Raw genomic sequence first — 12,838 nt, 5'->3', positions numbered from 1 at the left:
GCCCGCCAATGTCATTGAGTTTAGCGTCCAAAGTCATTGGGTTTGGCATCCAAATACAATGGGTTTGCGCTCCAAAGTCATGGAGTTTGAAATTTCACCCCAAATACTTGGGCGACCCATGGGTGAAATGTGGCGAATAGGGCGTGCAGCGTAGGGTTGCACCAAGGATTCGCATAACCTTTTTTCTAATCAAGAATTTCAATTTCACATCAAAAAACCTTTTTCATTGAAAGTACCGTGCGTATTCTATGTAAAATAACGTTTTTTACAATCATTGATGCGGTTCATTCAAGGGTTTTTCGTAACTTTGTGGCCAAATACACATAAAAATATGGCTGGAGTAAAACAAATTAAAACAGCGTTGGTTTCCGTCTTTCACAAAGATGGATTGGAGGCACTGTTGGCAAAGCTGCATTCTGAGGGCGTAAAATTCCTTTCAACAGGTGGCACACAACGGTTTATCGAGTCGTTAGGCTACGAATGTCAAACGGTGGAGAGCGTGACTTCTTATCCATCTATCTTGGGTGGACGCGTCAAGACGTTGCACCCCAAGGTGTTCGGTGGCATTCTTGCCCGTCGTGAAAACGAGGGCGACCGTGCGCAGATGCAGCAATATGACATCCCGGCAATCGACTTGGTGGTGGTTGACCTTTATCCTTTCGAGGAGACAGTGGCCAGTGGTGCTTCAGAACAAGAAATCATTGAGAAGATTGACATTGGGGGTATCTCGCTGATTCGCGCTGGTGCTAAAAACTTCAACGATGTGGTTATCGTGCCCAGCAAGAACGAATACGGCATGTTGCAGGACATTCTTGAAAAGAATGGCGCACAGACTACGCTCGAAGAGAGAAAGCAGTTTGCCGAGCGTGCCTTTGGGGTGAGCAGCCACTACGACACGGCTATCCACCAATGGTTTGCAAAATAAAGATGATATAGGCTGGCAGGGGGTGGCTCCGTGTCGGCATTTAGGCCTAAAAATAAAACATAAACAGATATGGGATTTTTTTCTTTTATCCAAGAAATAGCAATGGACTTGGGTACCGCCAACACCATCATCATCAGTGATGACAAGATTGTGGTTGACGAACCGTCGGTTGTTGCACTGGATCGTCGCACCGACAAGATGATTGCCGTGGGTGAGAAGGCGAAGTTGATGTACGAGAAGACGCACGACAACATTCGCACCATTCGTCCGCTGCGCGACGGAGTAATCGCCGACTTTACGGCTTGCGAGCAGATGATGCGTGGCTTAATCAAGATGGTGAGGCCTGGTAGACGCTTGTTCTCAACGTCACTTCGCATGGTCATCGGGGTTCCTTCGGGCAGCACCGAGGTGGAGCTTCGCGCCGTACGCGACTCGGCCGAACATGCAGACGGTCGTGATGTGTACCTGATTTTCGAACCGATGGCGGCCGCCATTGGTATCGGTATCGACGTTGAGGCACCGGAAGGCAACATGATTGTGGACATCGGTGGCGGTAGTACCGAGATTGCCGTGATTTCGTTGGGCGGCATCGTGTCGAACAACTCCATTCGTACGGCCGGTGATGACTTAACGGCCGACATCCAGGAATACATGAGTAGGCAGCACAATGTCAAGGTGAGTGAGCGAATGGCAGAACGTATCAAGATTCACGTTGGCTCTGCGCTGACCGATTTGGGCGAAGAGGCTCCTGAAGATTATGTTGTTCATGGACCAAATCGCATCACGGCTTTGCCGATGGAGGTGCCTGTTTGCTATCAAGAAATAGCGCACTGTCTGGATAAAACCATTGCCAAAATAGAGAATGCCGTGCTGTCTGCTTTGGAGGCAACACCGCCTGAGTTGTACGCAGACATTGTGAAAAATGGCATCTATCTCAGTGGTGGCGGTGCTTTGCTGCGCGGACTTGACAGGCGATTGACTGACAAAATCAACATTCCTTTCCACATTGCAGAAGATCCATTGCACAGTGTGGCAAAGGGAGCAGGCATCGCTTTGAAGAATGTAGACCGTTTCTCGTTCTTGATGAGATAACGGTTAAGGGTTTGTGACACTGAAAATCAATTGTATGCATGCGGAATCTCATTGAGTTTCTTGCAAAACACCACCATTGGTTTGTTTTTATATTGCTTGAAGCTATCAGTTTTACCTTGCTGTTCAGGTACAACAGTTACCAGAACAGCGTGTGGTTCTCGTCCGCGAATGTCGTGACGGGAAAGGTTTATGAGTGGAGTTCGCAACTGGAAAAATTCTTCTCATTGGCCACGGTCAACCAGCATTTGACCCAACGAAATCTGGCTTTAGAGCAAAAAGTTGTGGAGCTTTCAGAGAAGCTGACGGCTGTGACGAAGGATTCATCTTATGTCAAGGCCGATGTTACCCAGCAGTTGTCCCAGTTTAAGCAGATTCCTGCCAAGGTGGTGAGCAACTCTTTGAAGGATGCCAACAACCTCATTACTATTGATAAGGGGTCGGTTGACGGTGTGCGAAAAGACATGGGTGTGGTCAGTGGGACAGGCGTTGTGGGGATTGTATATTTGGTTTCGTCACACTATGCCGTCGTGATTCCGCTGCTCAACACAAAGTCGAATGTGAGTTGCAAGATTGAGAATCGCGACTATTTTGGTTTTCTCAACTGGCAGGGAGGCTCCACCGATCAGGCCTTCTTGGATGACATTCCACGGCACGCACGCTTCAAATTGCACGAAAACATCGTAACCAGTGGTTACTCATCGGTCTTCCCGCCTGGCATTTTGGTGGGAAAGATTTTGCATGTTTACAACTCTCCTGATGGCGTTTCGTATCGGTTGTGTGTTCAGCTCGCCACCGATTTCGCCACATTGCGCGATGTTTCAGTCATTGACAACACGCTGATGAAGGAGCGAATTGAGGTGATGAGGGCTGCGCGTGATTCGATGGAAGTGAAAGATAATTAAAGTTATTGGATATGAGTATAGACATGTTGAAAGGAATATCATTCTTTGTCCTGCTCTTGTTGCTGCAAGTGTTGGTGTTCAACCATATCCATCTCTTTGGTTTCGCCACCCCTTTGCTGTATGTTTACGTCATGTTGCTCTTCCGACGCAACTTCCCTAAGTGGGCAATCTTGTGTTGCGGATTCTTGGGGGGGGTATGTGTTGACATCTTTTCAAACACCCCAGGCTTGGCCGCAGCCAGCATGACGTTCATCGGTTTGCTGCAACCTTACGTGCTGATGTTGTTCTTGCCGCGCGAGAGTGCTGATGATTTGCAGCCGTCTATGCGGTCGTTGGGCGTGGCATCGTTTTTAAATTATGCCTTGTTGCTGGTGTTTTTGTACTGCATTGTCTTTTTCACGCTCGAGGCTTTCAGCTTCTTCAACTGGATGCAATGGCTCAAATGCGTGGTCGGCAGCACGGTACTGACATTGATATTGCTGCTCACTTTAGAAAACATGCGGAAGAGTTAGTGGGTTGATGAGGCTTTTGTTGCGGATGAATGAAGGATTATAATCTTGAAAAACGTAGATATGTCATAGCCGGGGTGGCCATCGTGATTGTGGTCATCTATATCATTCGTCTGTTTACCTTGCAGTTGTTAAGCGATGATTATAAGAAGAATGCCGACAGTAACGCCTTCCTCAAAAAGATAGATTATCCCTCTCGTGGCATCATTACCGATCGCCATGGCAAACTCATGGTGTACAACCAGCCTGCTTACGACATCATGGTGGTGATGAATGAGCAGAAAAACAGGATTGACACCCTCGAGTTTTGTGAAGCCTTGGGCATTACCAAAGACTTTTTTAAAGCGCGCATGACCGAGATTAAGGATAGAAACAAAAACCCCGGTTATTCGCGTTTTACGCAACAACTCTTCATGAGTCAGTTGAGCGACAAAGAGTTCAGCGTGTTTCAAGAGAAGATGTATCGCTTTCCGGGGTTCTATGTTCAGAAGCGAAGCATTCGGCAATATCAATATCCTTACGCAGCACATGTGTTGGGAGATGTGGCCGAGGTTTCGCCAAGTGACATCGAAGGCGATGACTATTACCAGGCTGGCGACTATATAGGAAAGCTGGGTGTGGAGCGTTCTTACGAGAAACAGCTGCGTGGACAGAAGGGTGTTCAGATTTTGTTGCGTGACGTACATGGCAAAGTTCAGGGGAGTTATCAAAACGGCGAGCTTGATACCAAGCCCATTCCGGGCAAGAACCTCACCCTATCTCTCGACCTTAATCTGCAAGCGTTGGGTGAGAGATTGCTGCAAGGCAAGATAGGAAGCATCGTTGCCATTGAGCCTTCCACGGGCGAAGTGCTGTGCATGGTGTCGTCACCCACCTACGATCCGCGTTGGATGGTGGGGAAGAAAAGGGGGAAAGTTCATCATGCGTTGCAGCGAAACCAATGGAAACCGCTGCTGAACCGCAGCATCATGGGACAGTATCCACCGGGGTCAACCTTCAAAACCACCCAGGCTTTGACCTATCTCTCAGAGGGAATCATCTCTCCTTCCACGCCATTCGCCTGCCATCGCGGATTCTATTACCGCGGACTTCACGTGGGTTGTCACGGTCATGCCTCACCCCTAGCGCTGGTACCGGCCATCAGTACGTCGTGCAACGCTTATTTCTGTTGGGGATTGTACTATATGATAGGCAACCGACGCAAATACAAGAACGTGCAAACCGCCATGGACACTTGGCGCGACTACATGGTGAGTATGGGCTTTGGCTATAAACTTGGCATCGATTTGCCAAGTGAAAAGCGCGGATTGATACCCAATTCGGCTTTCTATGACAAAGCCTATCATGGTTCATGGAATGGCTTGACCATCATTAGTATCTCCATTGGACAGGGAGAAGTGAACCTCACTCCCTTGCAAATTGCCAATCTTGGGGCAACCATTGCTAACCGAGGCTACTATCATGTGCCTCATGTGGTGCGAAAAGTGCAAGGCGAACCGCTCGATACCCTGTTCACTCGCCGCCATTACACCAAGGCCAACAAGCGGGCATACGATTATGTTGTGGCGGGAATGCGTTCGGCTGTTGAGCGCGGAACCTGCCGAGCAGCCAACCGAGCTGATTATGCTGTGTGCGGAAAGACAGGTACGGCGCAGAATCGGGGACACGACCATTCGGTCTTCATGGGCTTTGCTCCGATGAACAATCCAAAGATAGCCATCGCCGTTTATGTGGAGAATGGAGGATTTGGAGCCGATTTTGGTGTGCCAATCGGTTCTCTCATGATGGAACAATATATTAAAGGATCGCTTTCTCCGGCATCGGAAGCGAAAGCAAAAACAATGCAAAATCGTAGAATAGGATATGGCTCGAGTAACCGATAAACCCTCTGGAGTGTTTCGTTCACTTGACTGGTGGACCATTCTCATCTACATGGCGCTGCTCATCTTTGGGTGGCTCAGTGTGTGTGGAGCCAGCTACACCTACGGCGACACCGATATTTTCAGCCTCAGTACGCGGTCGGGTATGCAGATTGTGTGGATTGCCACCTCCGTCTTCTTAGGCATGGTGCTGGTTTTACTCGATGATAGATTCTACGATATGTTCTCGTACATCATCTATGTCGCATTCCTCGTGCTGCTCTTTGCCACCATCTTCAATCCGCATGACATCAAGGGTTCGCGCTCATGGTTGGTGCTGGGACCGATTAGATTGCAGCCCGCAGAATTTGCGAAGTTTGCAACAGCGTTGGCCGTGTCGAAGTTCATGGGGCGCTATGGCTTTGACATTCATCAATGGAAAGACTTTGCCATCGCCATTGGCATCGTCCTGTTGCCCATGCTCTTCATCATTGCGCAGAAAGAAACAGGTTCTGCCTTGGTTTATTTATCGTTCTTCCTGATGTTCTATCGCGAGGGAATGCCAGGCAGTGTGTTGTTTACAGGCGTGGCAATGGTGATTTATTTCGTGTTAGGTATCAAGTATGAGGATACCGCATTGTGGTCGCTACCCGTTTCTGCGGGCAAGTTTATGGTGCTGTTGTTGGTTCAGGTATTCTCGGCTTCGATGGTGTATCTCTATTGTAAGGATAAGCGGCAAGCCCGTTTTATCTTGTTGGTTTGCTTGGGAGTTACCGCTCTATCGCTGCTTTTTGCGCAGTTTGTGCTTCCTTTTGACGTGATTTGGGTGCAGCTCATCGTGTCCTTCGTGTTGATTGGTTATCTGACTTATTGTTGGCTGGCCAGCCAAATGAGGAGTTATCTCTACATCGCCTTGTTTGCTGTTGGTTCCATCGTGTTCTTCTATTCGGCCGACTATGTGCTCAATAACGTGATGAAACCGCACCAACGTGTGCGCATCACCGTGCTGTTGGGGTTGGAAGAAGATGTGGCCGGTGCGGGTTATAACGTCCATCAGAGTGAGATTGCCATTGGTGCGGGCGGACTAAGGGGGAAAGGATTCCTCAATGGAACCCAAACCAAGCTGAAGTTTGTACCCGAACAAGATACCGATTTCATCTTTTGTACGGTGGGAGAGGAAGAAGGATTCATTGGTTCTGCCGGCGTGTTGGTGCTTTTCTTGGCGTTAATCTTGCGACTCATCAAGCTGGCCGAACGCCAACCGTTTGCTTTTGGGCGCATCTATGGCTATTGTGTGGCCAGCATTTTTCTGTTCCATGTCTTCATCAATGTGGGCATGGTGTTGGGACTTACGCCTGTCATCGGCATTCCGTTGCCGTTTTTCAGTTATGGCGGTTCGTCGCTTTGGGGCTTCACCCTCCTGTTATTCATCTTCCTCAGGATAGACGCGGGGCGCAACTTGGTGCACACCTAAGCTACCAATTTCTCAAAAGCGCCAAACCGTTTACCGTTTCGTCAGGCTCACTCCCACGTTGCTGATGCCTGGTAAAATCTCTCTTTTCATGTCATGACGCACGCTGATGTGCAGCGAATCACCTTCGTGTAAGTCCATAGAAGTGATGTCAAACGCATATTGATAGTAGCCAATTCCTTGTCCCTTGGGCACCCCATTGGCCCCAATGAGCGCGCAATTGAGCGTGTCGACGTATTTGGTATGCGCCGGATGAACGGTTTGCTCAACGATGAGCGTGAGTCCCATGAAAGGATATTCGTTGTTGATTCGCAGGGCCAGCGCCGATTGGTAGCGTCCCGAGGTTTTCAACTTGGGCACATCAAACGCCAGACTGTCATTCTTTTCCCAGCCTGCCAGGGGTGTATGACGAAAGGTGTCATACACTTTTTTTTCGTTGCAAGCTGCAAAAAGGATGCAAAGGATGAGTGCTACCCCCAACTTTCTCATGTCCTATCAATTATCTGCCTGACGTTCTTGATTGTCTTTTCGGGCCGTTCTCGGCCTGCGGTTTTGGTTGTTTCTGCGCCGATTGTTATTGTTTGCCCGTCTTGCATTGCCATCTGAAGCCTCCGTGTTGGGCCTTTTCTTTCGGTTTTTGTTTTTGTCAAACCTGCTGATGTCAGCACCGGCAAGCAAATCTTTAGGCTTGTGTTCTTCTTTCTTCTGCCCATCATTCAAGAGCGAAGCCGGCTTTTCGCCCCGCTTGTTCATCTCGATGATTTCCTGGATGCGTTGGATATCAATCGTCTCGAGGTCCACGGCAGCGTTTTTTTCGGTAGAGTAGGTCACCATCCCTGTGAGGATGTCTGCCTTGAAATGATAATAATCCTTGTCCGCCGTGTGCAACACAATCTCCCTGCTGGGCAGCTTCCGGCTGGCTTCCAGATAGTCGTCGGCCTCATAGTTGAGGCAGCATTTCAGTTTGGCGCACATTCCGGCCAACTTTTGTGGGTTCAACGAGATGTCTTGGATGCGCGCCGAATTGGTGCTGACCGATACAAAATTCTTCATCCAGGTGGCGCAACAAAGCTCTCGTCCACACGGTCCGGTGCCGCCAATGCGCCCTGCTTCCTGCCGGGCACCAATTTGTTTCATCTCAATGCGCACGTGGAAGGTTTCGGCCAGCACTTTGATGAGCTGCCTGAAGTCAACGCGTTCGTCGGCAATATAGTAGAAGATGGCCTTGTTGCCGTCGCCCTGATACTCCACGTCGCCTATCTTCATTTGCAGACCAAGGTCCTTCGCAATCTTTCTACTCTGTATCATGGTGTCGTGTTCGCGAGCCTTCGCCTCCCTGTATTTCTCCATGTCCACCTCTTTGGCGATGCGGTAGATGCGTTTAATCTCATCTTGCGACCTCAAATTGGCCTTCTTGATTTGCAGCTTCACCAGGCTCCCGGTGAGCGTCACCACGCCAATGTCGTGTCCCGGACTGGCTTCTACGGCCACGATGTCGCCCTTTTTCAGGTCTAACCCGTTCACGTTGTGGAAATATCCCTTTCGGGTATTCTTGAACTGAACCTCCACCAAGTCGGTCGTCAGGTTGTTTCCTGGGATGTCGGCCAGCCAGTCATAGGTGTTCAACTGCTTGTCTTGGCGGCCACACGAGTGTCGGCAGAGGCCTCTGTCACACCCGTTGGCTATCTTGAATTTCATATTTTTGTAATCCATTGTGTAAAAGTTGAGTGGGAGAATGCCGCTGTCACGATTGTCGGCGGTGTGCCTTCTCGTGGACGACATTCTTGTATATATTGTTATTTTTTGATGAGCAGAACAATCATTTCCAACACCATGTTAAAGAAAACAATCTTTGCATTGGCGTTTTGCCCGATGTCTCTTCGTGCCGAGGCGAACAGTTCTTCAATCTCCATGACGTTGGCTTCGTTGATGAATCGGGCGAAGTTCTTGGCAAAATCCTCCTCTTCCATCGTCATATAGTTCAGCTCGGGCAGACGGAAGTTGTACATAAAGTTTTCGCGAACCATTCTGCTGAAGTAGTCCAGCATGCGCCGCTGCTTCTCTCGTCCGTAGCCGGCAACGCCCTCTGTCCATTTCTTCAGTTCCTTCACGTTGCGCATGTACGCCAGTCGCATCAGTTGTTTGAAGGTTTCCAGAAACTGTCTGTTCTCGTTGTCAGCATCCAGCGTTTCCAGTGCTTTCAGCCAGTTGCCGTTGGCCGTGCGTGCTATGCGGTGCGCCATGTCGGCTTCCAGTCCGCGTTTTTCTACCAACGCCTGCTCAATGGCCTGGTCGTCAATGCGCCTCACGTCAATGCGTTGCACGCGGCTTCGGATGGTTTCGAGCAGTTTTTCGGGCTCCTCGCACACCAGGATGAACAGGGTTTGCAGCGGCGGCTCTTCCAGTAGCTTGAGCAGTTTGTTGGCACAAACCTGATTCATGCGCTCGGGCAGCCAGATGAGGGAGATTTTATAACCGCCCTGACTCGATTTCAAGCTCAGCTTGCGGGTCAGCTCATCGCTCTCTGCCTCAAATATTTGGGCTTGCTGCGTGGTGGCCTTCATGCGGTCGAGCCATTGATCCATGCTGAAATAGGCGCCTTCTTTGAGCAGCGTTCGCCATTCCCTGCCAAAGTCGTCGCTCACCATCTTGTGGTCAGACGAGGTGCCTGTTGGGCGAATCACGGGGAAGGTGAAGTGCAAATCGGGATGCTCCCAGTTGCGCAGCATGGCCTCGGCATTGGTCACGGCATGGTCGTTGTTCAGCACCGACTGCCCCTCTTCGTTGCGTTCGCCCAGCAAATAGGAGGCGAAAGCCAAGGCCAAGGCCAGCTTGCCACTGCCGTACGGGCCGCAAAGCATGATGGCATGGGGCACACGGTTCTCGCGCACCAGCTGTAAAAGGCGCGCCTGAGCGTCTTCCTGTCCGATTACTTCGCTGAATTTCACTGTTTCAAAATCGTTGTTGTGGGCCGTTGCCAGCTGCCTTTCCAGCTCGAGCCATCTGTTTGCAAAGTTAGTAAAAAATTCATGAATTATGCTTTGCCCTGCCGATTATTTGTCACTTCCAGGCCAAGCATGCCATCAGATGTTCCGCTCCCGTCAGTTGCCCTCATCATCTAACACAAGGGCGATGGATTTCAATCTCCATGCCTTTACCTGCTAAACCCGTTGACTTTACCCGCCAATCTTCATGCCTTTGCCCTCCAATCTCCATGCTATTGAAAGACGGTTTCTGGATTTTTGTCAACGTGTTGGATTTCAGGTAGTTGCGAGCATAATACAAGAAGCCAGACTTGCCATCCCTCGCGTGCGGGATGAGAAGCATTTTGAAGTTGAATCTATCTTTTTGATATAAATATCGTAATATTGGTGTAATTCACCAAAAGTGACTACCTTTGGGTGTTAAAACATGAAAGAAGCAGAACGAAAACACTTTGACAAATCAACTATTTTACCGAATTTTGTCGTGAATGAGGCTGCTTGCCGAAACATTGGAAAACAACTTTAAATCCCAATAAGATGAAAAGAGCATGTAAATTGAAATTCTTTATTTTGTCGGTGGCAACGTGGCTGTATTCGTCAGGGGCCTCGGCACAGAGCAATTTTACGATGAGCGGCGCACTGACCGATGTTGGAAACGACTCCATCCTCGTGGAGTATGTAGAGCGAAATCCAGACAAGAAGATCATCAATTTTGCTATGCCCGTCAACAACGGCCATTTTAATTTTTCGCTTTATATAGACAAGGCCTACCAAGGGAGTCTTCGGTTGAAATCCAGTCCCCAAAAGGTCATGTACTTTTTCTTTGTCCCCAACGAATTTGTCAACATAGAAGGAGATTTCATCGACGAGTATAGCGTCCGCATTTCGGGCAGCGCATTCTATCACCAGTACGCCAAAGTGACGGACGTGGGAAGGCCTTTCCACAAGGAATTTGGCATCGCCAAAAAAGAGTATGAGGCGGGAGTGGCTGCCGGTGACAATGCCGTTCGGCTCGACAGCATACGCAAAGCCGCCAACCGTGACATCAATCGGCGCAGGCACTCTGTGGTCGAGGAGTACATCGTACAGCATCCCGACGAGGACGCCACGGCGACTTTGGTGCTTGACGTGAATATGGACCGTGTGGTTCCGGTCATACGGAAGCTTAGTCCCGCAGTGCGCAACGGTCGTTTCAAAGGATATTTGGATATGTGGCAGGAAGCCTTTGAACGGATGGCCGTGATGAGGAAAGCTCGGAAAGAAGTAGCCGATACGGCTAAAGTAGGCGCGATGGCCCCCGATTTTTCCCTCCCCACGCCACAAGGCGATACGCTCACGCTCAGTTCCCTGCAGGGTAAATATGTGCTGCTGGACTTCTGGGGCTCATGGTGCACATGGTGCATCAAGGGATTTCCCAAAATGAAAGAATGCTATGCCCAATACGGCGACCGCATTGAGTTTGTGGGCATCGATTGCAACGACAAAGCCGAAAAATGGAAACAGGCTTTGAAGAAATACCAGTTGCCGTGGCCGCAGGTGAGAGACGGCGATGCGAAGGTCGAGACCGCATATAGAGTGAAAGGCTATCCTTATAAGGTGCTGATAGGTCCCGATGGGAAGATATTGAAAACTTATTTGGGCGAGGTGGAGACGTTCTATCAGGAGTTGGGCCAAATCATAACCTCTGACAAAGAATAGTGCCAGACGTTTTTCAACTAATTAGGGTCTACTAATTAACTATAACTATCTGACAATTAACTATTTATGTTGTGTAAAGTTTGGTCAATTCGCCCAAAATGACTACCTTTGGATGTTAAAACATTCAAGAATCGAGGTGAAATACTAATCACAAAATCGCAGTCACGACCTGTTTGAATTTCAGGAGACACTTTTGGGATTGAGCAAATCCAACCGTTGGGTCAAGCTGGCCGACCACTTTCCCTGGGACAGGATAGAGAGGGATAAAGACATTTATACAATATCATTAAACATCATTATCAATATGTTTCATAACTTACTGATTAATAGTTATTTAATGACATGATTTGAAAATATATTTATCTATTGACAATGAAAGTTCCAATCTCCTATGATTTTTTGTGGGTCAAGTGGTGGGTCAAAACACTTCCCTACTCCACAGGCAAGAATTTACTGAACCAATCTGCCAATGGTAAAGGACAGCTATTTATCCAAAAGCATATATATTGAAAGCCTTTTAGTTAAAAATGTGTTTTAGGAATAAGGATTATTCTTGTAAAACTTGTATGAATGTAGAGAAAAACGTATGTTTGTAGTCGTTAAAAATGTGTATTTACACAAAATAAAAGAGTAGAGAATATGGATATAAGCAGAGATAAGTATCTGAATCAACTTATTCACAGTTGTGGCAATGGTTTAATAAAGGTGATAACAGGTATGCGCAGATGCGGTAAGTCATATCTGCTATTTACACTTTTCAAAAACTATCTGCTTGAGCATGGGGTAAAGGAAGATCATATCATAGGAGTAAATCTTGAAAACCGTCTGAATAAAAGTTTGAGAGATCCGGATGTCCTACTGCAGTACATAAACAGCCGTCTGTCATCAGATGGTCACTATTATGTGATGCTGGATGAGGTACAGATGGTCAGTGAGTTTGAAGATGTCTTGAACTCATTTCTTAGCATCAGCAATGTTGACGTGTTTGTGACAGGCTCGAATGCGAAGTTTCTGTCGAAGGATGTCATTACAGAGTTCCGTGGCCGTGGCGATGAAATACACGTGCGCCCACTGACTTTCAAAGAAGTGGCAGATTTTCGCGGAAACTATTCACAAGAACTAATTCGCGAATATATGCTGTATGGTGGCTTGCCTCAGGTAGTGCTTGAGCAAGACATAGAAAAGAAGGTTAACTATCTGGAGCAGCAGATGGAGCATACCTATTTGCGTGACATTAAAGAACGCTATGATGTGCGTCAGGACAGCGACCTTGCAGAACTGGTGGATATTATGGCTTCCTGTGTTGGTGGATTGACCAATCCACCAAAAATAGCAGACACATTCAAAAGTGTTAAGCATAGTAGCATTTCGATAGATACCATACGCCTATATCTTGGA

Annotated in this window: 11 protein-coding genes; 8 read left to right on the top strand and 3 right to left on the bottom strand. The window is 48.3% G+C overall.

Features of this window, described 5'->3' with window-relative positions:
* Window positions 1-331 precede the first annotated feature (331 nt).
* From HMPREF0650_RS10905 to rodA, 6 genes are all read left to right on the top strand, one after another.
* Window positions 332-925 carry an MGS-like protein gene (locus tag HMPREF0650_RS10905; protein WP_004350757.1) on the top strand — a complete coding sequence of 198 codons (594 nt, stop codon included), beginning with the start codon at window positions 332-334 and terminating at the stop codon, window positions 923-925.
* A gap of 69 nt (window positions 926-994) precedes the next feature.
* The gene (locus HMPREF0650_RS10900) at window positions 995-2,017 is read left to right on the top strand and encodes a rod shape-determining protein (RefSeq protein WP_004350755.1); all 1,023 of its coding nucleotides are present in this window, start codon (window positions 995-997) and stop codon (window positions 2,015-2,017) included.
* A gap of 38 nt (window positions 2,018-2,055) precedes the next feature.
* Window positions 2,056-2,919, top strand: a complete 864-nt coding sequence (mreC, locus tag HMPREF0650_RS10895; protein ID WP_004350754.1) for a rod shape-determining protein MreC — start codon at window positions 2,056-2,058, stop codon at window positions 2,917-2,919.
* An 11-nt stretch (window positions 2,920-2,930) separates the two neighbouring features.
* On the top strand, window positions 2,931-3,431 hold the full coding sequence (gene mreD, locus HMPREF0650_RS10890; protein WP_004350753.1) for a rod shape-determining protein MreD: 501 nt from the start codon (window positions 2,931-2,933) through the stop codon (window positions 3,429-3,431).
* Window positions 3,432-3,460: 29 nt separating this feature from the next.
* Window positions 3,461-5,311 (top strand): penicillin-binding protein 2, encoded by a 1,851-nt coding sequence (gene mrdA / locus HMPREF0650_RS10885; RefSeq protein ID WP_004350752.1) that lies wholly within the window; start codon window positions 3,461-3,463, stop codon window positions 5,309-5,311.
* Window positions 5,292-6,761 carry a rod shape-determining protein RodA gene (gene rodA, locus HMPREF0650_RS10880; protein ID WP_040563238.1) on the top strand — a complete coding sequence of 490 codons (1,470 nt, stop codon included), beginning with the start codon at window positions 5,292-5,294 and terminating at the stop codon, window positions 6,759-6,761. The genes mrdA and rodA overlap by 20 nt, the downstream gene beginning before the upstream one ends.
* 30 nt (window positions 6,762-6,791) lie before the next feature.
* On the opposite strand, the gene HMPREF0650_RS10875 is transcribed toward rodA, so the two are convergent.
* The 3 genes from HMPREF0650_RS10875 to HMPREF0650_RS10865 form a co-directional block, all read right to left on the bottom strand.
* Window positions 6,792-7,247, bottom strand: coding sequence for a gliding motility lipoprotein GldH (locus HMPREF0650_RS10875; protein ID WP_004350749.1), 456 nt, complete (start codon window positions 7,245-7,247; stop codon window positions 6,792-6,794).
* Between the two features lie 6 nt (window positions 7,248-7,253).
* Window positions 7,254-8,471 (bottom strand): PSP1 domain-containing protein, encoded by a 1,218-nt coding sequence (locus HMPREF0650_RS10870; protein ID WP_040563237.1) that lies wholly within the window; start codon window positions 8,469-8,471, stop codon window positions 7,254-7,256.
* 83 nt (window positions 8,472-8,554) lie between these two features.
* Window positions 8,555-9,706 (bottom strand): DNA polymerase III subunit, encoded by a 1,152-nt coding sequence (locus HMPREF0650_RS10865; RefSeq protein WP_004350746.1) that lies wholly within the window; start codon window positions 9,704-9,706, stop codon window positions 8,555-8,557.
* A gap of 591 nt (window positions 9,707-10,297) precedes the next feature.
* Here HMPREF0650_RS10865 and HMPREF0650_RS10855 point away from each other — a divergent pair.
* Together HMPREF0650_RS10855 and HMPREF0650_RS10850 are read left to right on the top strand one after the other, a co-directional pair.
* Complete coding sequence (locus tag HMPREF0650_RS10855; protein WP_162013136.1) at window positions 10,298-11,440, top strand: TlpA family protein disulfide reductase; 1,143 nt, start codon at window positions 10,298-10,300, stop codon at window positions 11,438-11,440.
* A 639-nt stretch (window positions 11,441-12,079) separates the two neighbouring features.
* On the top strand, window positions 12,080-12,838 hold a 759-nt coding region (locus tag HMPREF0650_RS10850), incomplete at its 3' end, for an ATP-binding protein (protein ID WP_004350743.1).

The organism is Hoylesella buccalis ATCC 35310 (genome assembly GCF_000177075.1).
In the GTDB taxonomy this organism is placed as follows: domain Bacteria; phylum Bacteroidota; class Bacteroidia; order Bacteroidales; family Bacteroidaceae; genus Prevotella; species Prevotella buccalis.
This window is presented reverse-complemented; position numbering and strand designations above follow the sequence as displayed.

Coding starts and splice junctions, on each gene's coding strand:
- HMPREF0650_RS10905 (WP_004350757.1), top strand. CDS start 332: ATGGCTGGAGTAAAACAAATTAAAACAGCGTTGGTTTCCGTCTTTCAC.
- HMPREF0650_RS10900 (WP_004350755.1), top strand. CDS start 995: ATGGGATTTTTTTCTTTTATCCAAGAAATAGCAATGGACTTGGGTACC.
- mreC (WP_004350754.1), top strand. CDS start 2,056: ATGCGGAATCTCATTGAGTTTCTTGCAAAACACCACCATTGGTTTGTT.
- mreD (WP_004350753.1), top strand. CDS start 2,931: ATGAGTATAGACATGTTGAAAGGAATATCATTCTTTGTCCTGCTCTTG.
- mrdA (WP_004350752.1), top strand. CDS start 3,461: ATGAAGGATTATAATCTTGAAAAACGTAGATATGTCATAGCCGGGGTG.
- rodA (WP_040563238.1), top strand. CDS start 5,292: ATGGCTCGAGTAACCGATAAACCCTCTGGAGTGTTTCGTTCACTTGAC.
- HMPREF0650_RS10875 (WP_004350749.1), bottom strand. CDS start 7,247: ATGAGAAAGTTGGGGGTAGCACTCATCCTTTGCATCCTTTTTGCAGCT.
- HMPREF0650_RS10870 (WP_040563237.1), bottom strand. CDS start 8,471: ATGGATTACAAAAATATGAAATTCAAGATAGCCAACGGGTGTGACAGA.